This window comes from Pseudomonas bharatica CSV86 (assembly GCF_000319305.2).
GTDB classification, from domain to species: domain Bacteria; phylum Pseudomonadota; class Gammaproteobacteria; order Pseudomonadales; family Pseudomonadaceae; genus Aquipseudomonas; species Aquipseudomonas bharatica.
This window is the reverse complement of the sequence record NZ_AMWJ02000002.1, coordinates 838,500-859,762: the sequence shown is the minus strand read 5'-3', so window position 1 is coordinate 859,762 and position 21,263 is coordinate 838,500. Positions and strand designations below refer to the sequence as shown.

General features: G+C 64.0%; 21 protein-coding genes and 4 pseudogenes. 15 read left to right on the top strand and 10 right to left on the bottom strand.

Annotated elements, in window-relative coordinates:
• The first annotated feature begins 78 nt into the window (after nucleotides 1-78).
• Nucleotides 79-948 carry a DMT family transporter gene (locus tag CSV86_RS17615; protein WP_009405220.1) on the top strand — a complete coding sequence of 290 codons (870 nt, stop codon included), beginning with the start codon at nucleotides 79-81 and terminating at the stop codon, nucleotides 946-948.
• Here CSV86_RS17615 and CSV86_RS17610 read toward each other — a convergent pair.
• Nucleotides 905-1,813, bottom strand: coding sequence for a DMT family transporter (locus tag CSV86_RS17610; RefSeq protein WP_009405219.1), 909 nt, complete (start codon nucleotides 1,811-1,813; stop codon nucleotides 905-907). The two genes, CSV86_RS17615 and CSV86_RS17610, sit on opposite strands and share 44 nt — an antisense overlap.
• A gap of 99 nt (nucleotides 1,814-1,912) precedes the next feature.
• Between CSV86_RS17610 and aceK the strand changes: the two genes are divergently transcribed.
• Nucleotides 1,913-3,634: a bifunctional isocitrate dehydrogenase kinase/phosphatase gene (gene aceK, locus CSV86_RS17605; protein ID WP_009405218.1), complete on the top strand. Its 1,722-nt coding sequence runs from the start codon at nucleotides 1,913-1,915 to the stop codon at nucleotides 3,632-3,634.
• On the opposite strand, the gene CSV86_RS17600 is transcribed toward aceK, so the two are convergent.
• Complete coding sequence (locus CSV86_RS17600; protein ID WP_009405217.1) at nucleotides 3,631-4,497, bottom strand: DUF6279 family lipoprotein; 867 nt, start codon at nucleotides 4,495-4,497, stop codon at nucleotides 3,631-3,633. The two genes, aceK and CSV86_RS17600, sit on opposite strands and share 4 nt — an antisense overlap.
• Nucleotides 4,498-4,662: 165 nt before the next feature.
• On the opposite strand from CSV86_RS17600, the gene CSV86_RS17595 reads away from it, so the two are divergent.
• A complete protein-coding gene (locus CSV86_RS17595; protein WP_009405216.1) occupies nucleotides 4,663-5,499 on the top strand; it encodes a CvfB family protein in 837 nt (278 codons plus the stop codon).
• A gap of 15 nt (nucleotides 5,500-5,514) precedes the next feature.
• Here CSV86_RS17595 and CSV86_RS17590 read toward each other — a convergent pair whose 3' ends face one another.
• On the bottom strand, nucleotides 5,515-5,892 hold the full coding sequence (locus CSV86_RS17590) for a hypothetical protein (RefSeq protein WP_009405215.1): 378 nt from the start codon (nucleotides 5,890-5,892) through the stop codon (nucleotides 5,515-5,517).
• A gap of 281 nt (nucleotides 5,893-6,173) precedes the next feature.
• Between CSV86_RS17590 and CSV86_RS17585 the strand changes: the two genes are divergently transcribed.
• The 3 genes and pseudogenes from CSV86_RS17585 to def form a co-directional block, all read left to right on the top strand.
• Nucleotides 6,174-6,353, top strand: a complete 180-nt coding sequence (locus tag CSV86_RS17585) for a CsbD family protein (RefSeq protein ID WP_009405214.1) — start codon at nucleotides 6,174-6,176, stop codon at nucleotides 6,351-6,353.
• Between the two features lie 136 nt (nucleotides 6,354-6,489).
• Nucleotides 6,490-7,463 (top strand): annotated as a pseudogene (locus CSV86_RS17580) (YihY/virulence factor BrkB family protein).
• Nucleotides 7,453-7,968: pseudogene (gene def, locus CSV86_RS17575) on the top strand (peptide deformylase); the annotation flags it as partial. The pseudogenes CSV86_RS17580 and def, both read left to right, overlap by 11 nt.
• On the opposite strand, the gene CSV86_RS17570 reads toward def, so the two are convergent.
• Nucleotides 7,931-8,398 (bottom strand): GNAT family N-acetyltransferase, encoded by a 468-nt coding sequence (locus CSV86_RS17570; RefSeq protein ID WP_311985850.1) that lies wholly within the window; start codon nucleotides 8,396-8,398, stop codon nucleotides 7,931-7,933. The pseudogene def and the gene CSV86_RS17570 overlap by 38 nt on opposite strands.
• A 263-nt stretch (nucleotides 8,399-8,661) precedes the next feature.
• Here CSV86_RS17570 and CSV86_RS17565 point away from each other — a divergent pair, with 263 nt between their 5' ends.
• Nucleotides 8,662-8,907: a DUF2790 domain-containing protein gene (locus CSV86_RS17565; protein ID WP_009405210.1), complete on the top strand. Its 246-nt coding sequence runs from the start codon at nucleotides 8,662-8,664 to the stop codon at nucleotides 8,905-8,907.
• A gap of 107 nt (nucleotides 8,908-9,014) precedes the next feature.
• Here the strand turns inward: CSV86_RS17565 and ada are convergent.
• The 3 genes and pseudogenes from ada to CSV86_RS17550 form a co-directional block, all read right to left on the bottom strand.
• A pseudogene (gene ada, locus CSV86_RS17560) lies at nucleotides 9,015-10,075 on the bottom strand (bifunctional DNA-binding transcriptional regulator/O6-methylguanine-DNA methyltransferase Ada).
• 187 nt (nucleotides 10,076-10,262) lie between these two features.
• Nucleotides 10,263-10,922, bottom strand: coding sequence for a DNA-3-methyladenine glycosylase family protein (locus CSV86_RS17555; protein WP_009405207.1), 660 nt, complete (start codon nucleotides 10,920-10,922; stop codon nucleotides 10,263-10,265).
• 5 nt (nucleotides 10,923-10,927) lie between these two features.
• Nucleotides 10,928-12,289, bottom strand: a complete 1,362-nt coding sequence (locus CSV86_RS17550; protein WP_037061796.1) for an aminotransferase-like domain-containing protein — start codon at nucleotides 12,287-12,289, stop codon at nucleotides 10,928-10,930.
• Between the two features lie 92 nt (nucleotides 12,290-12,381).
• On the opposite strand from CSV86_RS17550, the gene CSV86_RS17545 reads away from it, so the two are divergent.
• From CSV86_RS17545 to CSV86_RS17535, 3 genes are all read left to right on the top strand, one after another.
• The gene (locus CSV86_RS17545) at nucleotides 12,382-13,347 is read left to right on the top strand and encodes a threonine dehydratase (protein WP_170394924.1); all 966 of its coding nucleotides are present in this window, start codon (nucleotides 12,382-12,384) and stop codon (nucleotides 13,345-13,347) included.
• 73 nt (nucleotides 13,348-13,420) lie between these two features.
• Nucleotides 13,421-13,597 (top strand): hypothetical protein, encoded by a 177-nt coding sequence (locus CSV86_RS17540; protein WP_009405204.1) that lies wholly within the window; start codon nucleotides 13,421-13,423, stop codon nucleotides 13,595-13,597.
• A 128-nt stretch (nucleotides 13,598-13,725) separates the two neighbouring features.
• On the top strand, nucleotides 13,726-14,370 hold the full coding sequence (locus tag CSV86_RS17535; RefSeq protein ID WP_009405203.1) for a LysE family translocator: 645 nt from the start codon (nucleotides 13,726-13,728) through the stop codon (nucleotides 14,368-14,370).
• Here the strand turns inward: CSV86_RS17535 and CSV86_RS17530 are convergent.
• On the bottom strand, nucleotides 14,348-15,154 hold the full coding sequence (locus tag CSV86_RS17530) for a helix-turn-helix transcriptional regulator (RefSeq protein ID WP_009405202.1): 807 nt from the start codon (nucleotides 15,152-15,154) through the stop codon (nucleotides 14,348-14,350). The two genes, CSV86_RS17535 and CSV86_RS17530, sit on opposite strands and share 23 nt — an antisense overlap.
• Before the next feature lie 196 nt (nucleotides 15,155-15,350).
• Between CSV86_RS17530 and CSV86_RS17525 the strand changes: the two genes are divergently transcribed.
• The 4 genes and pseudogenes from CSV86_RS17525 to CSV86_RS17510 all read left to right on the top strand — a co-directional run bounded on the left by CSV86_RS17525 (nucleotide 15,351) and on the right by CSV86_RS17510 (nucleotide 17,902).
• On the top strand, nucleotides 15,351-15,776 hold the full coding sequence (locus CSV86_RS17525) for a YybH family protein (protein WP_009405201.1): 426 nt from the start codon (nucleotides 15,351-15,353) through the stop codon (nucleotides 15,774-15,776).
• A 19-nt stretch (nucleotides 15,777-15,795) separates the two neighbouring features.
• On the top strand, nucleotides 15,796-16,140 hold the full coding sequence (locus CSV86_RS17520) for a YciI family protein (RefSeq protein WP_009405200.1): 345 nt from the start codon (nucleotides 15,796-15,798) through the stop codon (nucleotides 16,138-16,140).
• An 18-nt stretch (nucleotides 16,141-16,158) separates the two neighbouring features.
• Nucleotides 16,159-16,649 (top strand): annotated as a pseudogene (locus CSV86_RS17515) (SRPBCC family protein).
• On the top strand, nucleotides 16,649-17,902 hold the full coding sequence (locus CSV86_RS17510; protein WP_037061795.1) for an RNA polymerase sigma factor: 1,254 nt from the start codon (nucleotides 16,649-16,651) through the stop codon (nucleotides 17,900-17,902). The pseudogene CSV86_RS17515 and the gene CSV86_RS17510 overlap by 1 nt, the downstream one beginning before the upstream one ends.
• On the opposite strand, the gene CSV86_RS17505 is transcribed toward CSV86_RS17510, so the two are convergent.
• Together CSV86_RS17505 and CSV86_RS17500 are read right to left on the bottom strand one after the other, a co-directional pair.
• Nucleotides 17,889-18,359 (bottom strand): MaoC family dehydratase, encoded by a 471-nt coding sequence (locus CSV86_RS17505; RefSeq protein ID WP_009405197.1) that lies wholly within the window; start codon nucleotides 18,357-18,359, stop codon nucleotides 17,889-17,891. The two genes, CSV86_RS17510 and CSV86_RS17505, sit on opposite strands and share 14 nt — an antisense overlap.
• 37 nt (nucleotides 18,360-18,396) lie before the next feature.
• Nucleotides 18,397-19,341 carry an alpha/beta hydrolase gene (locus tag CSV86_RS17500; protein ID WP_009405196.1) on the bottom strand — a complete coding sequence of 315 codons (945 nt, stop codon included), beginning with the start codon at nucleotides 19,339-19,341 and terminating at the stop codon, nucleotides 18,397-18,399.
• Nucleotides 19,342-19,540: 199 nt separating this feature from the next.
• Here CSV86_RS17500 and fadD2 point away from each other — a divergent pair, with 199 nt between their 5' ends.
• Nucleotides 19,541-21,229 carry a long-chain-fatty-acid--CoA ligase FadD2 gene (gene fadD2, locus CSV86_RS17495; protein WP_009405195.1) on the top strand — a complete coding sequence of 563 codons (1,689 nt, stop codon included), beginning with the start codon at nucleotides 19,541-19,543 and terminating at the stop codon, nucleotides 21,227-21,229.
• Nucleotides 21,230-21,263 lie beyond the last annotated feature (34 nt).

Sequence of the window (21,263 nt, the reverse complement as noted above, 5' to 3'; positions counted from 1 at the left end):
AACGTTTCTGAATCCGGCCGGCTGCGCCCTCGCAGTCCGTCCGATCGGCTTTCTTGCCCGAATACAGGTGGCAAATCCATGTCTTTCCTGCACAAGACTTCCGTGGCCTCGGCGGCCACCACGAGCCTGTTCGTCCTGCTCTGGAGCAGTGGCGCGATTGTCTCGAAACTGGGGCTGGCCCAGGCTACGCCCTTCGCTTTTCTGCTGATTCGCTTCCTTCTCGCCCTTGGCGCCCTGGTACTCCTGGGGCCGCTGCTCAAGCTGCGCTGGCCCCGCGAGCCTGCGGCTATCCGCCAGGCCCTGGTGACCGGCGGGATTCTGCTCGGTGCCTACCAGATCTTCTATCTGCTGGCGCTGGACCTGAAGGTCACTCCTGGGGTCATGGCCACGGTTATGGGTGTCCAGCCCATCCTGACCGTGGTCCTGATGGAGCGCCGGCGTTCATTGGGGCGTCTGTTCGGCCTGTGCCTGGGGCTGACGGGGCTGGTCCTGGTGGTCTGGCAGGGCATCGGCCTGGGCGGTATGTCCTGGTCCGGGATGCTCTTCGCCTTGCTGGCGCTGGTGAGCATGACCGGTGGTTCGATCATGCAGAAGCGCATCACCCGCGAGCCTCTCGGCACCCTGCCGCTGCAGTACCTGGCGGGGCTGCTGATGTGCGTATTGTTCGCGCCGTTGCAGCCACTCGAGGTGAAGCTGAACCCGCAGTTCCTGCTGTCGGTGGCGTGGATGGGGCTGGTGGTCTCGGTGCTGGCGACCCTGTTGCTGTACCGGCTGATCGCCCGCGGCAACCTGGTGAATGTCACCAGCCTGTTCTACCTGGTGCCAGCGGTGACCGCGGTGATGGATTACCTGATCTTCGGCAACCGCCTCGCGGCCCTGAGCCTGCTGGGCATGGCCTTGATCGTCATCGGCCTGCTGTTCGTGTTCCGCCGGCCCGCGCAGGCTTGAGCACCAGCCACAGGGCCAGGCCGATCAGCAGTCCGCCGTAGAGGTGTGCGGTGGACAGCGGTTCGTCCAGCAGCCAGGCACCCCAGAGCACGCCGAAGGCGGGAATCAGGAAGGTCACTGTGGAGGATTTCACCGGGCCGATCTCGCTGATCAGGCGGAAGTACAGGATGTAGGCGAAGGCGGTGCACAGCAGGCCCAGGCCGAGCAGCGACAGCCACACCGGCCAGCCACCCCAGCTGGCCGGTGGCTGGGTGGCGACGCTCCAGGCGAACAGGGGCGTGAGCAGGAGGCTCGCGCCCATCATGCTGCCCAGCGCGGACAGGCGGCTGTCCAGGCCGCCGCGCTGGTCCAGCCAGCGCCTGGCGAGAAAGCCGGAAAAGCCGTAGCAGGTGGTTGCGCCGAGGCAGGCGAGGGCACCCTGTAGCAGTTTCAGGTCGAAGGCCACCGGGCCCGCGCCACTGAGAATCCCCACGCCGAGCAGGCCGAGGAAGATCCCCGACAGCTTGGGCAGGGTCATCGCTTCATGGAAGAACAGCGCGCCGATCAACACGCCCATCAGTGGCGTGGTGGCGTTGAAGATTGCCGAGTAACCGGCGGGCAGCACCTGCGCGGCCACCGAATAGAAGGTCGCCGGAATCCCCGAGTTGATCATGCCCAGCACCAGGGCGACCTTGAACTTGCCCTGGAAGTCCCAGCGCACCCGCATTAGGGCGAGCATCACCAGCAGGCCGGCGCAGGCGATGGTCACCCGGAAGAACGCCGTCGGCACCGTTCCCAGCACCGGCGCGATGATGCGCATGAACAGGAAGCTGGCACCCCAGACGGCGGCGAGGATCAGCAGGCGGGACAGGGCAATGGGGCTCACGGGATTCTCCGGGGCGAACGGGGAACGGAGTGTACCCCTGTGCAGCACGAAGCGCCCCGGTTACTCTCAGGTTTTCGTCCTTCTGCCAGAGGTCCTGATATGCCCCAGCAATGGCCGGCCGCCGATATCGCCCGGATGATCCTCGAAGGTTTCGACAATTACCGCGAGCATTTCCGCCAGATCACCGACGGCGCCCGCGAGCGTTTCGAACAGGCCCTCTGGCAGCAGATCCAGAGCGCGGCGGCGGCGCGGATCAACCTCTACGAGGAGAAGGTGGCCGAAATCAGTGCGGGCCTGCGCGAGGCATTCGAGGACGAGGTGCTGCTGGACGTCTCGCTGTGGCCGCTGGTGAAAAGCGCCTACATCAGGCTGATCGACCCGCGCCTGGACGATGAACTGGCGGAAACCTGGTACAACTCGATCTTCTGCAGCCTGTTCAGCCATGACCTGATCAGCGACGGCTGCATGTTCATCCACACCACCCGGCCTTCGCTAAGGGCTCACGAGCGCGCGGCGCAGACCCGCATCTACCGGCCCGACGGACAGTTGTCCGGCCTGCTGGCGATGATTTTCGAAGACTATCGGTTCGACGTGCCCTACGCCGACCTGCCCGGCGACCTGGCGCGGCTGGAGACGCAACTGCGCGAGCACCTGCCGGACTGGGTATGCAAGGACCCGGAACTCCAGGTCGAGCTGTTTTCCCCGGTGCTGTACCGTAACAAGGGCGCCTACCTGGTCGGGCGTATCTTTACCCGCGACGAGCAATGGCCGCTGGTGATCCCGCTGCTGCACCGCGAGGGCCAGGGTATCGAGATCGATGCGCTGATCACCGACGAAGCCGATGTGTCGATCATCTTCTCCTTCACCCGTTCCTACTTCATGGTGGATGTGCCGGTGCCGGCGGAGTTCGTCGGTTTTCTCAAGCGCATCCTGCCGGGCAAGCACATTGCCGAGCTGTACACCTCGATCGGTTTCTACAAGCACGGCAAGTCGGAGTTCTACCGGGCGCTGATCAATCACCTGGCAAGCACCGACGATCGCTTCATCATGGCCCCGGGCGTGCGCGGCATGGTCATGAGCGTGTTCACCCTGCCGGGCTTCAATACCGTGTTCAAAATCATCAAGGACCGCTTCTCGCCATCGAAGAACGTCGACCGCGCCACGGTGATCGAGAAATACCGCCTGGTTAAAAGCGTCGACCGGGTCGGGCGCATGGCCGATACCCAGGAGTTCTCCGATTTCCGCTTCCCCCTGAGCAAGTTCGAGCCAGAGTGCCTGGCGGAATTGCTGGAAGTGGCGCCGTCCACCGTTGCACTGGAAGGCGATACCGTGCTGGTGCGCCATTGCTGGACCGAGCGGCGCATGACCCCGCTCAACCTGTATCTGGAAAACGCCAACGACGCCCAGGTCCGCGAGGCGCTGGACGACTACGGCCTGGCGATCAAGCAATTGGCGGCGGCGAATATCTTTCCGGGCGACATGTTGCTGAAGAACTTCGGTGTCACCCGTCACGGCCGGGTGGTGTTCTACGACTACGACGAGATCACCTTCCTCACCGAGGCCAACTTCCGCCATATTCCGCCGCCACGTTTCCCCGAGGACGAAATGTCTAGCGAGCCGTGGTATTCCATTGGCCCGCATGATGTGTTCCCGGAAGAATTCCCGCCGTTCCTGTTCGCCGATATCGGCCAGCGCCGGCTGTTCAGCCAGTTGCATGGCGAGCTGTACGATGCCGATTACTGGAAAGGGCTGCAGGACAAGATCCGCGCCGGCAAGGTGATCGATGTGTTCCCGTACCGGCGCAAGGATCGGACCCTTTAGCTTTTAAGGCACTTCAGCTCACTGAAATCCTTGCGCACCTTGCCCAGCCGCTGATCCAGCTGCTGGCGCTGCTGCTCGCTGCTCTGGGCCATCAGGTCCACCAGCAGGCTGCGCAGTTGCTCCTCGGTATTGGCGAAGGCGACGCGGTATTCCGGAGTCCAGAAGCGCTCGCGGTCCTTGAGCAGTTCGCCCAGGCGCGGTTCGAAGTTGTCGCTGTGGCGCTGGTCCATCAGGTTGCTGAACTGGGCCTGCCAGTGGGCACGGTTGGCGATCCAGGCGCGGTTCTGCTCGCCCAGTTGCGCCGACCATGAGGCCACGCGTGCCTTTTGCTGCGGACTGAGCCCGCCGAACCAGGGCGACAGGCGTTTCTCCATGCGTTCGCCGCGCTCGGCGATCTGCTGCGACAGCGGTGTCTTCACGTATTTGGCCTGGCGCTCCTCGATGTCCTTGGCGAAGTTCTCGCGCATCTCGCGCACCTGCTGGTCATCCATGCCACGCAGCAATTGCGCCGCCGACGGGGTGATCTGCTCGGCGACGCGGGCGATTGCCGCACGGGCTTCGACGGTGCGTTGCTGCAACTGCTGGTCGGTGACCTGGTTGCTGGTGACCATCTGGCGGATGTTGTCGAGCCAGGCCAGGTAGCCGGGCAACTGGGTCTTGCAGTGCCAGGACAGTTCTTCCTTGAGCCGCTCGTTCAGCCAGTTCTTCTGCTGGCGGTTCATGTCCAGGTAATCGCCGAGTGACCAGGGCACCAGCACGTCCAGGTTGCGGTAGGCCAGGTCCAGGCGTGTGCAGGACAGCAGCAGGAGGCTGGTGAAAACCAGCAGGAACGGGCGCAGGCAGCGTGATAGACGAGCGGACATGGTCGGCGTCCTTGCGTTGGCGTACTCAGTGTTTATAGAGCAGCTTTGACCGGAGGGGTTCAAGGCGATGCCCTCGTGGCTGTTTCCAGCGGTGAAAGTGCCGAAGCGCAGGGTGATCGACCGCGATCGCGTGTAGAATGCGCGCCTCGCAGCGAGGATTTCGACATGGCTTCAGTTGGGCGTTACAACACTTTGCAGGTGGTCAAGCACACGGACTTCGGTCTGTACCTGGATGGCGGTCCGGAGGGCGAGATCCTTCTGCCCAAGCGCTACATCCCCAAGGACACGCCGAGCGAGGTGGACGACTGGCTGAACGTCTTCGTTTACCTGGACAGCGAGGACAAGCTGATCGCCACCACCGACAAGGTCAAGGTCCAGGTCGGCCAGTTTGCCAGCCTCAAGGTGGTGGAGATCAACAGCATCGGTATCTTCCTCGACTGGGGCCTGCCCAAGGACCTGCTGATGCCGTACTCCGAGGAAAAGCGCCAGATGCGCGCCGGCGAGTACTGCGTGGTGCACGTCTACCTCGACCGCCGCACCCGGCGCATCACCGCGACCGCCAAGCTCGATCGCTACCTGGACAAGACCCCGGCCAACTACCGGGTCGGCCAGCAAGTGGACCTGCTGGTGGTGGAACAGAGCCCGATGGGCTTCAAGGCCATCATCAACAACCAGCACTGGGGCCTGATCCACAAGAACGAGGTGTTCAAGTTCCTTCGTTCGGGCAAGCAGGAAAAGGGCTACATCAAGGAAATCCGTGACGACGGCAAGATCGCCCTGAGCCTGCAGCCGGTGGGCGAGGGCGCGGCCAGCAGCCTGCACGAGCAGATCCTCGCTCGGCTGAAGGCCGCCGATGGCGTGCTGCCGGTGAGCGACAAGAGCGACCCGCAGGTGATCAGCGACCTGTTCGGGGTCAGCAAGGGCAACTTCAAGAAGGCCATCGGCGCCTTGTACAAGAGCGGCCAGATCGTCATCCATGACAACCGCATCGAGCTGCCCTGATCCGGCAGCTCCGGTTCAGCGCTGGCGATAGCCGGAGAAGTCCAGGTTCTCGCCACCGGGCCGCAGGTCGCGCAGCAGCGAGTCACGGTCGGCCGACAAGGCCAGGCTGATGGTGGAGCGACGTTTGCCCGGATTGCGTACTTCCATCTTTTCCTGATGGGTGCGCAGGTCGCGCACCGGAATCTTCAGGTGCTGCAGCTTGTCGGTCTCGGGGCTGTGCAGCAGCAGGTTGACGAAGTCGCTGTTCTTGCGCAGCCAGGCCACCGGGATATCGAACCACCACAGGCTGCGCTTGCTGTCCAGGACGGCGAACAGAGTGTTGTCGCTGTTCAGTACAGGAGTCCCCAGCGCCTCGTTGCGGCGGGCGATGGCGGTGGTCTTGTCGAGTTTCATGCGGGTGTCCTGCGAGTGACGCTTGGAAAGGTCGGGTATTTTGCGGGGAATGTGCACAAACATAAAGCTGCTGTTCGCAATGGCTGGGTACACCGCGGACCCTGTGGGAGCGGGTTTACCCGCGATTGCGGTAGTGAGTTCACCATTGTAATCGCGGGTGAACCCGCTCCCACAGTGGGCGCAATGCTCTTGATCTACCCTGCTGAAAATAAATGAAACTCCCCGCTTCGCCTGCTACTCCACTCATTGTCGATTCCGACATACCTTCAAGGAGAAATCCCATGAGTGGCACCAAAGACAAAGTCAAAGGCATGGCCAACGAAGCGGTCGGCAATATCAAGCAAGGCGTGGGCAAGGCGACCGATAACGATCGCCTGCGCGCCGAAGGCAAGGCCCAGGAGCTCAAGGGCGAAGCCCAGCAAACCGTGGGCAAGGTCAAGGATGCCGTGAAAAAGCCTTGACCGGCCTGCGGGCCATAAAGAGACGGCCATCCCTGGATGGCCGTTTTTTTTACCCGGCAGACGGAATCGCGACCTTGTGAACAGGGTCTATTAGACTGTTTTGTAACTGAGCCTGGGGCAGCGCAAGGAGACGCCAATGAGACTTACCCATTTACGCGGTCTGCCGGTCCACCGCGTACTGGTGCGAACCGTCAAGGAGTTCCTCGACGACGAGATGTCCACCTACGCATCGGCACTGGCCTACCAGATGCTGTTTTCGCTGTTCCCCTTCCTGCTGTTCCTCATTGCCCTGATCGGTTTCCTGCACCTGCCGGACTTCTTTTCCTGGCTGCGTCTGCAATCGGAGCTGGTCCTGCCACCGCAGGCGCTGGAGCAGGTCAACCCGGTGATCGACCAGCTCCAGCAATCCAAGGGCGGCCTGCTCTCGGTGGGTATCGTCATCGCCCTGTGGACCGCTTCCGCCGGCGTGCGCCTGATGATGAGCGCGATGAATGCCGCCTACGATGTGATCGAAGGGCGTCCGGTGTGGAAGCGCATCCCGCTGTCGATCTTCTATACCGTGGGCATCGCCGGCATGCTCCTGGCCGCCGCCGCGCTGATGGTCCTGGGCCCGCAGGTGATGAGCTGGGTGGCGTCGCAGGTGGGCATGGAAGACATCATCGTGACCATCTGGACCGTGGCCCGCTGGCCGGCCATCGTCGTGCTGATGATGGTGGCGGTGGCGCTGATCTACTACGTGATGCCCGATGTAAAGCAGGAATTCCGCTTCATCACCCGGGGTCGGTGCTGGCGGTGGTGGTGTGGATCATCGCCTCCCTGGGCTTCGGCTACTACGTCAAGACGTTCGCTGACTACAACGCCATGTACGGCAGCATCGGGGCGATCATCGTCCTGCTGTTGTACTTCTACATTTCTGCGGCGGTGCTGCTGTTGGGCGCGGAGATGAACGCGGTGATCGAGCATATGTCGCAGGAGGGCAAGGACCCGGGGGAAAAACAACCCGGCGACGGCGCCCCGGAACGTGCTACAAACCAGGTTTCCGGACTCGGCCGCGATCACGCCCCGGCCGCCGAAACAGAACCTGCGAGCCGAACCACCCATGATTCGTGAAATCCTCAAGATGGGCGACGAGCGCCTGCTGCGCATCGCCCCACCGGTCCCCGAGCACCTGTTCGGCAGTGCCGAGCTGCAGCAACTGATCGACGACATGTTCGAGACCATGCGCCATGTCGGTGGCGTGGGCCTGGCGGCGCCGCAGATCGGCGTCGACCTGCAACTGGTGATCTTTGGCTTCGAGCGCAGCGAGCGCTATCCGGATGCCGAGCCGGTGCCGCAGACCATCCTGCTCAACCCGCTGATCACGCCCATGGGCACCGAGCTGGAGGAAGGCTGGGAAGGGTGCCTGTCGGTACCCGGGCTGCGTGGCGTGGTGAGCCGCTACAAGAGCATCTTCTATGAAGGCGTCGATCCCCACGGCCAACCGATCCGGCGAACCGCCGAGGGTTTTCACGCGCGGGTGGTACAGCATGAGTGCGACCACCTGATCGGCCGCCTGTACCCTTCGCGCATCCATGATTTCAGCCGTTTCGGCTACACCGAGGTGCTGTTCCGGGGCTCGACCCGGCCAGCGACGACTGACTGCGGTACATCGCCAGCAGCGACTTGCTGCGCCGGTAGCGGGCCAGGCGATCGGCCAGCGCCTGTGGCAGCGCTTCGGTCACCTCGAAGCCCAGGCGTTCATAGAAGCCTTGCAGGTCCGGATGGCAGAACAGCCAGGTGCACTGTTCGGCGCAGGCCGTTTCGATCAAGCGGCTCGCCATCCCTGTCCCCCGCCAGGAAAAAGCCACCAGCAGGCCGGTCAGCCATTGTCCGCCCGGCACCGGTGTGAGATTCAGCGCGGCAACGATCTCTCCCGCCCGCACGACCCAGGCTTCGCCACCTTCGCTGGCGCGCATGGCCGACCCCTGGGTCTTGTAGAACTTGTTCAGTAGCGGTCGCTCGGTGGCGGTAAGACGGCTGCAGCGGGCTGGATGACGTTCTGGCACAGGCGAATGCTCCGGGGCGGGATTTGCAGCGTATCCCCTCGGGCAAGGGTTGGGCGCAATTATTGCGAATACTGTAACAGTGAATGTCAGTCTTGGTGATTCAAGGAACTTAGCAGATCAGTAGACTAAGTGCATCCCCACTCGGAAGTTCCAACGGGATCGGTACTTCGTGTCATGTTTGCTTAGTTGAAATGACAACTTCTCCGGCCACTCAGGCATATGAAGTCAATCTGTTGGTTCGATTGCTTTAAAGGCCCACAATCATGAAAGCATTAATTGCAGCAGCCCTGCTCGCCGTCTCTTCGTTCGCCCTTGCCGACCAGGCAGCACAGCCCCAGGTCGAGCAGTACACCTACGGCACCAAGCTGGATATCGCCAAGGTCATCAGCCTGTCGAAAGTCGCCAATGTCTGCGAGGTGGTTCCGGCCACCATGGTCTATGAAGATCATCAAGGCAAGCGCCACACTATCGAATACCGGGTGATGGGCGACGGTTGCAGCCAGGGTTGATAACCTTTCAAGTCGTTTAAAAGCCCCGCCAGTCGCGGGGCTTTTTAATGGGTGGACCTTTATAGTTCGAATAAATAGATTGATGTAATTAATGTAATGAATAGGTTTCAGCGCCGCTCCCGCTCCAGAAGTTGCTGCTTGCGTTCCACACCCCAGCGATAACCAGACAAATTGCCGTCGCTGCGTACCACCCGGTGACAGGGCACCGCCACCGCGATGCTGTTGGCGCCACAGGCCTTGGCCACTGCGCGTACCGCCTTCGGTGCGCCGATACGCTCGGCGATCTCGGCGTAGCTGGCGGTACTGCCCGCCGGGATCTCGCGCAGCGCCTGCCAGACCCGCTCCTGGAAAGCCGTGCCTTGCAGGTCGAGGGGCAGGTCGAGGCCGATGCCCGGCGCTTCGACGAAGCCCACCACCTGCGCCACCAACTGCTCGAATCCTTGATCGGCGCCGATCAGGTTGGCCTTCGGGAACTTATCTTCAAGGTCCTGCAAGAGTGCCTGGGGATCATCGCCCAGGAGTATCGCGCAGATACCCTTGGTGCTTTGCGCGATGAGGATCGCGCCCAGCGAGCACTGCGCGATGGCGAAGTGGATGTCGGTATGCACGCCCCCGCGCGGTAAGTGCCCGGCGTCATGCCGAGACGGGCATTGCTCGACTCGTAGAAGCGGCTATTGGCGTTGAACCCCGCTTCGTACACCGCTTCGGTGATGGAGCCGGCATGCTGCAACTGATTGCGCAGCTTGCGGGCGCGGTGGGCGCTGGCGTAGGCCTTGGGCGTGAGGCCCGTGGCGCGCTTGAACACACGATGGAAGTGGTACGGGCTCAGGTTCACCTGGCCGGCCAGTTGCTCGAGGCTGGGTTCGATCTCGGCGCTCTCGATCAACTGGCAGGCCCGGGTTACCTGGGCGGCGTGCTGGCGTGCCAGCTCGCCCTGGTCGCTGCCACGGCGCTTGCTCGGTCGGTAGCCGGCGGCTTCGGCGGCGGCGGGCGTGTCGAAGAATTCCACATTCTCGATATTGGGCCGTCGCGCCGGGCTGGACGGCGGGCAGTACACGCCGGTGGTGCGCACGCCATAGACGAAGGTGCCGTCGGCGGAGGCGTCGCGGGCGAGCAGGGCTTGCCAGCGGGGGTCGGATTCCGTGATGGCGGTTTTTTCGCGGCGCATGGGCATCTCTCCAATAGTCAGGTCACCACCGTCCCTGTGGGAGCTGGCTTGCCAGCGATAGCAATAGTGAATCCACCATCCTCATCGCTGGCAAGCCAGCTCCCACAGGGGGCGTGGTCGCGCTTAAGGGATGTACTGGCTTGAAGCCTAAAGTGGCGGGACTTTTCAAAAACTCCGCCGCTTGCTTTCAAATTCCCCTAGCCGGCACCCGCCACAGGTACCACGCCGCCACCGTCCGGTACGGACTCCACGCCGCACCCAGTTCCAGCAATTGCTTGCGCGTCGGCTGCGCTTCCAGCCCATGCAGCCGCCGATACCCCTCGCGCACCCCGAAATCGTCCACCGGCAGGATATCCATCTGCTCCAGCGTATAGATCAGCAGCATCTCCACGGTCCAGCGACCAACACCGGGCAGCCGGGTCAGGCGCTCGACCAGCACCTCATGTTCCAATAGCCGGGCCTCGTCGTGATCCGGCACCAGGCCGTCCAGCCGGCCCTGGGCCACGGCCTGCACGGTACTGATCTTGCGCCCCGAGAAGCCGCAGGCGCGCAGGTGTTCCGGGGTGGTCGCCAGCAACTGTTCGGGAGACGGAAACGCCTGCCCGGGAAACAGCGCCAGGAATCGCCCGAGGATCGCCTCTGCGGCCTTGGCATGCAACTGCTGGTAGGCGATGGCGCGCACCAGTGCCTGGTACGGGTCACGGGTCGGCAGCGGTACATGCTGGCAAGGCCCGACGGCCTCGATATGTGCAGCCCAGGCGGGACCCTGCTGGCGCAGGTGCTCGCTGGCCTGTTGGTAGAAAGCTTCACGTTCGTCCATGGCGCTGGAGTGTAGGCGGGTAGGCATGGTTGTCACTCCGGATCCTGCGCTGTGAATTCCTCGAACACGGTCGCGATGCGTTCCAGCGCCTGTTTCAGCTCGGCCCGGCTGCGCGCGGCGGTGAGGCTGACACGCACGGCTGGCAGTTGCCCCTGCTTGACCGCGAACACCTGGGCCGGCACCACCTCGACGCCTTTGCCGCGGCAGGCGGCAGCCAGCACATCACCGGGGCGCGGCCCGTTCAGCCAGATATGCGGCGATGGCGTTGCCGGTTGCATCCCGGCCCCGAGCAGACGCTGGGCCAGGCGCCAGCGCTGGCTCACCTCTTCGCGCTGCCAGGCCAGCTTGCGCGCGGCAGTGCCGTCGTCGATCCAGCGTCCGGCGATGCCCAGCATCAGCGGGGCGATCTGCCAGTGGGTAGCCTGGGCATGGGGATCGATCTGCGCCAGCAAGTGCTCATCGCCGGCGATCCAGCCCAGGCGCATGCCGGCGCAGACGGTTTTCGACAGGCTGCTGACCAGCAGGCCACGGGCGCCGAGCAGCGGCAGCAGCGGTGGCTCGTCACTCAGGGCGCCATAGACGTCGTCTTCCACCAGCAGCAAGTCGAGACGCTCGACCACCGCGGCGATATCACGCCGGCGTCGTTCGCCCATGCTGGCGCCGGTGGGGTTGTGCAGCGCCGGGGTCAGCACCACTACCCGGGCGCCGCTGGCACGGGCCACGCGGTCGAGATCGTCGGGAAGAATGCCCTGGTGGTCCATCGCGATGCCGTGCAAGGGCAGGCGCAGTTGCCGGCAGGCCGCCTTGATCCCCGGGGCGGTCAGGGCTTCGACCATCACCGCCTCGCCGGGCTGGCAGAGCGACAGCAGGACGCTGAACACGCCCTGTTGCGCGCCGCCACAGAGCAGTATCTGGCTGGCCGTCAGTTGCAGGCCGCGCAGGTTGAGCCAGCTCGCACCTTGCAATCGGCCCAGCAGCAACTGTTCGGCGCCGAGGTAATGTTCCAGGCCGTGGGCCGGGCCCTGGTGAAGGACCTGGCGCAGGGCTTGTTCGAGATCCTGCCCTTGCTCGTCTACGACCGGCACGTTTGTCGATAGATCGATGCAGGTGCTCTCATGATCGCGTTGTTTCAGCCGAAACAGCGTAGCTTCCTTGCTCCCCGCCAATACGTAGGTGCCCCGGCCGACCTCGCCGGACACCAGATGTCGCGCCGCCGCCTCGCGATACGCCTGCTGGGTGGTGCTCGGATTCAGGCCCAGGGCCCAGGCCAGGCGACGTTGCGGTGGCAGGCGTTCGCCCACCTTGAGCTCACCCTGTTCGATGGCCCGGGCGATCGCCTCGACCAGGGCCAGGTAGCGGGGTTGCGCGTCGTCGGGGAGGGTTGGGGTCCACATGATTTTATTGTTGGCCATGCAATATAAGGTTTGACCCATACAATGCGCGGCACCCAGGATCGGGTCAACGTCAACCCGATCCGAGGTGTTCCATGTTCGACCTGCCTGCCCTGCGCGAAGCGTCCCGTCTGGTTCGTGCCCAGGTGCCCGCCACTCCGCAATATGCCTGGCCACGCCTGGCCGAACGGTTGGGTTGCGAGGTCTGGGTCAAGCATGAAAACCATGCACCGACCGGCGCCTTCAAGGTACGCGGCGGCTTGCTCTACGTGCAGTCGTTGCTGGCGCGGGCGCCGCAGACCCGCGGCCTGGTCACGGCGACGCGGGGCAACCACGGCCAGAGCATGGCCCTGGCGGCGCGTAATGCCGGAGTGCCTATCGTGATTGTCGTCCCTCAAGGCAATTCCCCGGAAAAGAACGCAGCGATGCGCGCCCTGGGCGCCGAATTGATCGAGCATGGCGCCGACTTCGACCAGGCCCGGGCCGAGGCGGCGCGGGTGGCGCAGAAGCGGGGCTTCGAAAGCGTGCCGCCGTTTCATCCGGACCTGATCCGCGGGGTCGCCACCTATGCCCTGGAATTGTTCGAAGCGGTGGCCGGGCTGGATGCGGTGTATGTGCCGATCGGCATGGGCTCGGGGATCTGCGGCTTGATCCGCACCCGTGACCTGCTCGGGCTGGATACGCAGATCATCGGCGTGGTCTCCAGTGCGGCCGATGCTTTTGCCCGCAGTGTCGAGGCGGGGCGGATCGTCACCACCGAAACCGCCGATACCTTCGCCGACGGCATGGCCTGCCGGATTCCGCAGCCGGAAGCGTTCGAAATCATCCGCCAGGGCGCGGCGCGGATTGTCCGGGTCACTGACGAGGAGATCGGGCAGGCGATCCGCATCTACCACGAAGACACCCACAACACCGCCGAAGGTGCCGGCGCGGCGGGGTTGGCCGCGCTGTATCAGGAACGCGGGCGACAGCAGGGGCGCAAGGTGGCGGTGGTGTTGAGCGGGGCGAATATCGACAGGGAGAGGTTTGCGCGGGTATTGGGGAGGGCTGAAAAGTCTTGAATGAAACTTCGGCAAGAAGTGCTGTCGTGCTTTGCTAGGCTCTTTGCCCGTTCCCTGAGGGAGAGTTCAAAGCATGAGTTGCATCAGTTACATGGGATATACCGCCCGGGTTCAATACGATGCCCGTGACAAGCTTTTTGTTGGGCGGATTTTGGGCGTACAGACGATCATCAGTTTTCATGCTGATTCGGTCAGCGCTCTGCACGAGGCATTTATAGTGGCGCTTGAGGACTACCTGGCTGGGGAGTGAATCGGGATCAAGTGGCACACCTTTTGGTCTTCTGGTTCGCGCCCCGCAATTTCTTCCAATACACCCCCACCCCAATCCGCTTAAATACCGGCTGCCTCGATCATCAGCCGGTAGCGGACCCTTCCTTCATGCCCTTTTCCAACGGTTTTCTCCTCTCCCTTTCCCTTTGTCTCGACATCGGCATCGCCAACATCGCCATGATCACCCTGGCCATGCAGCGCGGCTTCTGGCAGGGCATGTGGCTGGGATTGGGAACCTGCGTGGGTGATTTGCTCTATGCCCTGGCCGCGTTGGCCGGGATGACCGTGCTCCTGCAATTCGAGAGCGTGCGCTGGGTCCTGTGGATCGGCGGTTCGCTGCTGCTGGTGTGGTTCGCGGTGAAGATGCTGTGGGCGGCACTGCGCGGCAATGCCCACCTGGACACCACCCGGGAAGTGGTGCGCGAATCGCCCTGGCGCGAGTTCCTGCGCGGCATCTTCCTGGCCATGTCCTCGCCCAGCGCGATTCTCTGGTTCGCGGCGGTGGGCGGGGTGCTGATCTCCCGTTCGGGCGCCGGCGGGGCGCTGCAAGCGGGCCTGTTCCTCGGTGGGTTCTTCTGCGCCGGGGTGCTCTGGTGCGTGACCCTGTGCGGCGCCGCCAGCCACGGCGGCAAGCTCCTCGGCGACCGCCTGCTGACCTGGTCGTACCTGGCGTCGGCAGGGATCTTCTGCTACTTCGCGGTCTATGTGATCGTGTCCGGCTACCGCGAATTCATCCTTGCGCCGGCGCTTTGAACGCCTGCCAATAATGATTGGGGGTCATGCCCATGACCCGGCGGAACGCATTGATGAAGTGGCTCTGGTCATAGAAGCCCAGGCCCAGTGCCACCTCGGCGGGATGCTCGCCGGCCCGCAAGCGCCGGCGCGCTTCGCTCAGGCGCAATTGCATGTGGTACTGCAACGGGGCCAGCCCGGTCGCATTCTTGAAGCAGCGCACGAAGTGGTATTTGCTCAGCCCTGCCACCGCCGCCAGGTCTTCAAGGGCCAGGCGCGCGTGCGGGGTGTCGCGCATGCACTGCATGGCCAGGCGCAGGGCGTGGCTTTGTTCTCCGGCGGGGCCGGTGGGGCGTTGGAGCAATTGTCCGAGCAGTGCCAGCAAAGCCTCTTCGCGATGAGCCGGTTGTTGATTGTCGATCCGGGCGAAATCGACGATGGCGCGGTACAGCCCGGCATCCTGGAACACGCCCTGTTCGAAGCGTGGCATTGCGCAAAAGGGCTTCAGGTTGTTCTCCCGCGCTACCTGCTCCAGTGCCTGCGGCGCCAGGTGCAGGCTGATGTATTCCACCCCTGGGGCCGCGAACTCCGACGCCTGCACCGCCAGCGGGTTGTACAGCGTGATAGCGCCAACCGGCACCTCCAGGGTGCGTCCCTCCAGCCAGATCCGCTCATGTCCCCACAGGTTCGCGCCCAGCACATACTCGTCGTGGGTATGGCGCTCGAAACAGGCGGCGCCCGTGGCCCGGACCCAGGACGATTCGACCAGGCCACAGGCCCGCAAAGGTTGGCTGATCAATGCCATCTGCCGAGGTCTCCGAAGCACGCAACGCGGCGACACTAGCCGGGAAGCGGCAAGTACCGCAAGCGACGATTACGGCCGGTGCGTACAGATTTTTTTCGCTTTTTTCCTTGGGCTGTCGATTCCTCGGGCTCCCGTTCGACCAATGCTGCAGGCGCCGGATTTTCCCGTCGCCAATCACTGCCATGAGGACATACCAATGAACAGCGCAGCCGAACAGGAAATCCGTCAACTCATCGACCGCTGGATCCAGGCCGTGCGCGAGCGCGACCTGCCCGCCATCGTCGCGGTCTACGCTGACGATATCGTCGCCTTCGACGCTATCCAGGCCCTGCAATTCAAGGGCAAGGCCGACTACAAGGCGCATTGGGAGATGTGCATGGGCATGTGCAGCGGGCCGATGGTCTTCGAGGTGGCACAACTGACCGTGCACGCCAGTGGTGACCTGGCCCTGGCCCACTGGCTCAACCGCTGCGGGCCCGCAGACGACGAAAGCCAGTGCGGTTTCATGCGCGCTTCGGTGGGCTACCGGCGCACCGGCGGGCAGTGGCAGGTGATCCACGAACACTGGTCCGCGCCCTTCGACATGCAGACCCAGAAGGCCCTGTTCGATCTCAAGCCCTGACCCCACGTCGGAGAACGCCATGAAATACCTGTGCCTGGTCTACTGTGATGAAACCCTGTTGCACGGTCTGCCCGAGAGCCCGGCGGATGCCGAGTGCATGGCCTACGCCAATGCCATCCACGACAGCGGCCGGATGCTCGCCGCCGAGGCACTCAAGCCGGTGCAGACCGCTACCACGGTGCGGGTACGTGGCGGGCAGACCAGCCTGACCGACGGCCCTTTCGCCGAAACCAAGGAGCAACTGGCCGGCTTCTACTTGGTGGAAGCCCGCGACCTCAACGAAGCGCTGAACATCGCCCGCGGCATTCCGGCCGCGCGGGTGGGCAGCGTCGAGGTCCGGCCGGTGCGCGAGCTGCAACCCTGAACGAGGAGAACAACACCCATGAATCCTCAGCAATCCGGTGCGGGAGAAGCGCGGCATGAACTGTCCCTGAGCCGCCTGATCGACGCACCTCGCACCCGGGTGTTCCGCGCCTGGACCGATCCGCAACTGCTTCGGTGCTGGTGGGGCCCCACGGCATGACCACCCCGGTGTGCGAGATGCAGCTGTGGGTCGGCGGTCTGTTTCGTACCGTACTGCGTGCCCCGGACGGCAGCGAGTACCCGAACCAGGGCGTGTTCCTGGAGATCGTCGCGCCGGAGCGGATCGTTTTCACCGACGCCTTCGGTCCCGGCTGGGTACCCTCGGCGCGGGCGTTCATGACCGCGGTGATCACCCTCGACGATATCCACGGCAAGACCCTCTACACCGCCCGTGCCTGGCATTGGAGCGCCGAAGACCGCCAGGCCCACGAGGAAATGGGTTTCCACCGCGGTTGGGGCGAGAGCCTCGACCGCCTGGTGGAACTGGTGACCGGTCCGCTGGAGGCATGATGCCCGGCAGCGAGGCGGTGCGTGCCGCCATCGATCAGGTGTACCGGGACGAATCGCGACGGATCCTTGCCACCTTGATTCGTCTGCTGGGGGATTTCGACCTGGCCGAGGAGGCGTTGCATGAAGCCTTCTTCACTGCCGTCGAGCGCTGGCAGCGCGATGGCATTCCCGCCAGCCCCAGGGCCTGGCTGGTCTCCACCGGACGCTTCAAGGCCATCGATGGCCTGCGTCGGCGTGCCCGTTTCGAGCGCTCGCCCGAGGCCTTGCGCCAGGCCCTTGAGCGGCTGGAGGCGGATGACATGAATGTCGAGGAACTGGAAGACGACCGCCTGCGCCTGATCTTCACCTGCTGTCACCCGGCCCTGGCCGCCGACGCCCAGGTGCCCCTGACCCTGCGCGAGGTTTGCGACCTGACCACCGAGGAAATCGGACGGGCCTTCCTGCTGGCGCCGGCCACCATCGCCCAGCGCATTGTCCGCGCCAAGGCCAAGATCCGTGAGGCCGGCATTCCCTACCAGGTGCCGGCGCGCGATGAACTGCCGGAGCGCCTCGACAGTGTCCTGCGGGTGATCTACCTGGTGTTCAACGAAGGCTATTCGGCGTCGTCCGGTGAGACGGTGGTGCGCGATGAGCTCTGTGCCGAGGCGATTCGTCTTGGGCGGCTGCTACGTGAGTTGCTGCCCGACCCCGAGGTGCTCGGCCTGCTCGCGCTGATGCTGTTGCAGGCCTCCCGGACCCGGGCGCGCAATGCGGGGGAAGGCGAGCTGGTCCTGCTCGACGCCCAGGATCGCAGCCTGTGGGACCAGGTGCTGATTGCCGAAGGGTGTGCCCTGGTGCAACAGGCACTGTGCACCCAAAGGTTCGGCCCGTACACCTTGCAGGCGGCGATCGCTGCAGTGCATGCCGAAGCCGCCACGGCGCAGGATACCGACTGGGCGCAGATCGTCGGGCTCTACGAGGTGCTGCTGCGTGGCTGGCCTTCGCCGGTGATCGAGCTCAATCACGCGGCCGCCGTGGCGCAAAGGGACGGCCCGCTGGCGGGGCTGGCGTTGATCGAGGGGATTCTGCAGCGGGGAGACCTTCGCGACTACCAGCCGGCGCATTGCGCGCGGGCCGAGCTGTGCCGGCAGCTTGGACGCCAGGATCAGGCCCGCGAAGCGTATCGCACCGCACTCGGCCTGACCCGGCAAGCGCCCGAGCGGCGCTTTATCGAGCGCCGTCTTCAGGTTCTGCAGGCGATCAGCCGAAGGTGATCGGCGGCGGGCTGACCAGTTCGACGGTCTGCTGCTTGCGTGGCGCGAGGATCTCGGCTTCGCCGTCAACCACCAGTTCTTCGTTCTGGTTGAACACGCGGGTAGCGATGCGCACGCGGAACTTCGGCAGCTTTTCAAGGATTTCCAGGCGCACGGTCAGGGTGTCGCCGATCTTCACCGGCTTCTGGAAGCTCATCTGCTGGCCGAGGTAGATGGTGCCCGGGCCGGGCAACTCGCAGGCCACGGCGGCGCTGATCAGTGCACCGCTGAACATGCCGTGGGCGATGCGCTCCTTGAACATGCTCTTGGCGGCGAATTCGGCATCCAGGTGGACCGGGTTGTGGTCACCGGACATCGCGGCGAACAGCTGGATGTCACGTTCTTCGACGGTCTTGCTGAAGCTGGCCTTCTGACCGACTTCGAGGGATTCGTAAGGCGTGTTGGTGACCTGGGTCATTCAGGGGATTCCTTCGATACGCGACGGGGCGGCAGTATCACTCGCTGCGCACCGGCCGGCCAAGGGCCAGGGTGCTTTCGAGCCAGTCGATCAGCTGCGCGGTGACCTCGTCACGGTTGGTTTCGTTGAGCAGCTCGTGGCGAGCCTGCGGATAGAGCCGCAGGTGCACGTGCTGGTTCCCGGACAGGCGCAGGGCGCCGGTCAGATCTTTCAGACGCTTGCCGGCACTGACCGGATCACATTCGCCACCGATCACCAGGATCGGCAGGTTCGGGTCGATCTGCGCCAGGTTGCGCGGGCGGCTGATCTGCTCCAGCCCGCCGAGCAGGTCGATCCACAGGCGATTGCAGCAGCGGAAGCCGCACAGCGGGTCGTTGACATACTTGTCGACCTCCGCCGGATCGCGGCTGAGCCAGTCGAAGGCCGTGCGATTGGGCTTGAAGGCCTTGTTGAACGAGCCGAAGGAGAGGAATTCGATCAGCGCGCTGCGGCCCAGCGGGCCCTGTCGCCAGCTTTCCAGGCGGGCGATCTGGCGCGCCGCGCGATACAGCGCCGGCGCCTGGAAATTGGAGCCACTGAGGATCGCCCCGTGCAGGCTGCCGCTATGGTGCAGCAGGTAGGCCTGGGCAATGTAGCTGCCCATGCTGTGGCCGAAGAGAAACACCGGCAGGCCCGGATGCTGCTGGCCGATGTGCTGGTTGAGCAGGCCGAGGTCGTTGACTACGGTATTCCAGCCGTTCTCGGTGGCGAACAGGCCAAGCGTGCCCTGCTCGGCGGTACGGCCGTGGCCGCGCTGGTCGTGGGCATACAGGGCGAAACCGGCACTGCTAAGGGCCTCGCCGAGTCGTTGGTAGCGCCCGGCATGCTCGGCCATGCCGTGGGCCAGCAGCACCACCGCGCGCACCGGCGTGGCGGGTAGCCAGTGGCGGACGTACAGGCTGCAATGGTTGCTGGCCGGCAGCCAGAAGGCGTCATGGAGCATCGTGGTTTTCCAGGGCAATGGATGCCCCTGAGTGTATAGCCGCTTGCCAAATCGGCTAGCCCGGTAGATGGAGATTCACAGGATCTATGACGAGCCTTGGCATATTTGCCACCTGTGGCAGAGCTGCTAACGTCGGCAGAACGCCGTTTTGCAAGCAGCAATCCGGACCGCACAGGCTCAGGACCGAGGACAATAATAAATGCACGCCGATTTCTGGAACGACAAGCGCCCGCCGGGAGTACCTTCGCAGATCGACATGAGCACCTATAAGTCGGTAGTCGAAGTATTCGAACGCTCCTGCAAGACATTCGCCGACCGACCGGCCTTCAGCAACCTGGGCGTGACCCTGACCTACGCCGAACTGGACCGTTATTCCGCCGCCTTCGCCGCGTACCTGCAGCAATGCACCGACCTCAAGCCGGGCGAGCGCATCGCGGTGCAGATGCCCAACGTCCTGCAATACCCCATCGCCGTGTTCGGTGCCTTGCGCGCCGGGCTGATCGTGGTCAACACCAACCCGCTGTACACCGCCCGGGAGATGCGCCACCAGTTCAAGGATTCCGGCGCCCGCGCCCTGGTGTACCTGAACATGTTCGGCAAGCTGGTGCAGGAAGTGCTGCCCGATACCGGCCTGGACTACCTGATCGAAGCGAAGATGGGCGACATGCTGCCGACCGCCAAGGGCTGGCTGGTCAATACCATCGTCGCCAAGGTCAAGAAGATGGTTCCCGACTACCACCTGCCCCAGGCGCTGTCGTTCAAGCAGGTGCTGCGCCAGGGCAAGGGGCATGCCCTGAAGCCGGTGCAGGCCGGCCACGACGACATCGCCGTGCTGCAATACACCGGCGGCACCACCGGGGTAGCGAAGGGGGCGATGCTCACCCACGGCAACCTGGTCGCCAACATGCTCCAGGTGCTGGCCTGTTTCTCGCAACTGGGGCCTGACGGGCAGAAACTGCTCAAGGACGGCCAGGAAGTGATGATCGCGCCGCTGCCGCTGTACCACATCTATGCCTTCACCGCGAATTGCATGTGCATGATGGTGACCGGCAACCACAACGTGCTGATCACCAATCCGCGGGACATTGCGGGCTTCGTCAAGGAGCTGAAAAAGTGGCGCTTCTCCGCGCTGCTCGGGCTCAACACGCTGTTCGTCGCGCTGATGGACAACCCTGCCTTCAAGGACCTGGATTTCTCCGCGCTGAAGGTCACCAACTCCGGCGGCACCGCGCTGGTCAAGGCCACCGCCGAGCGCTGGGAAGGTCTCACCGGTTGCCGCATCGTCGAGGGCTACGGCCTGACCGAAACCTCGCCGGTGGCCAGCACCAATCCCTATGGCCAGCTGGCGCGCCTGGGCACCGTGGGCATTCCGGTACCGGGCACGGCGTTCAAGGTCACCGATGACCAGGGCAACGAAATGCCCCTGGGCGAGCGCGGCGAGCTTTGCATCAAGGGCCCCCAGGTGATGAAGGGCTACTGGCAGCGTCCGGACGCCACCGCCGAGGCTTTCGATGCCGAGGGCTGGTTCCGGACCGGCGATATCGCGGTGATCGATCCGGACGGCTTCACCCGCATCGTCGACCGCAAGAAGGACATGATCATCGTCTCGGGCTTCAACGTGTACCCGAACGAAATCGAGGATGTGGTCATGGCCCACCCGAAAGTCGCCGCCTGTGCCGCCATCGGCGTGCCGGACGAACGTTCCGGCGAGGCGGTCAAGCTGTTCGTGGTGGCGAGGGAGGGCGGCGTGACCCTGGAAGAGCTCAAGGCTTACTGCAAGGCCAACTTCACCGGCTACAAAGTGCCCAAGCACATCGTCCTGCGGGATTCGTTGCCGATGACGCCGGTAGGAAAGATCCTGCGTCGCGAGTTGCGCGAACCGGCTTGAGCAGCTACAAGCTATAAGCCGAAAGCTGCAAGAT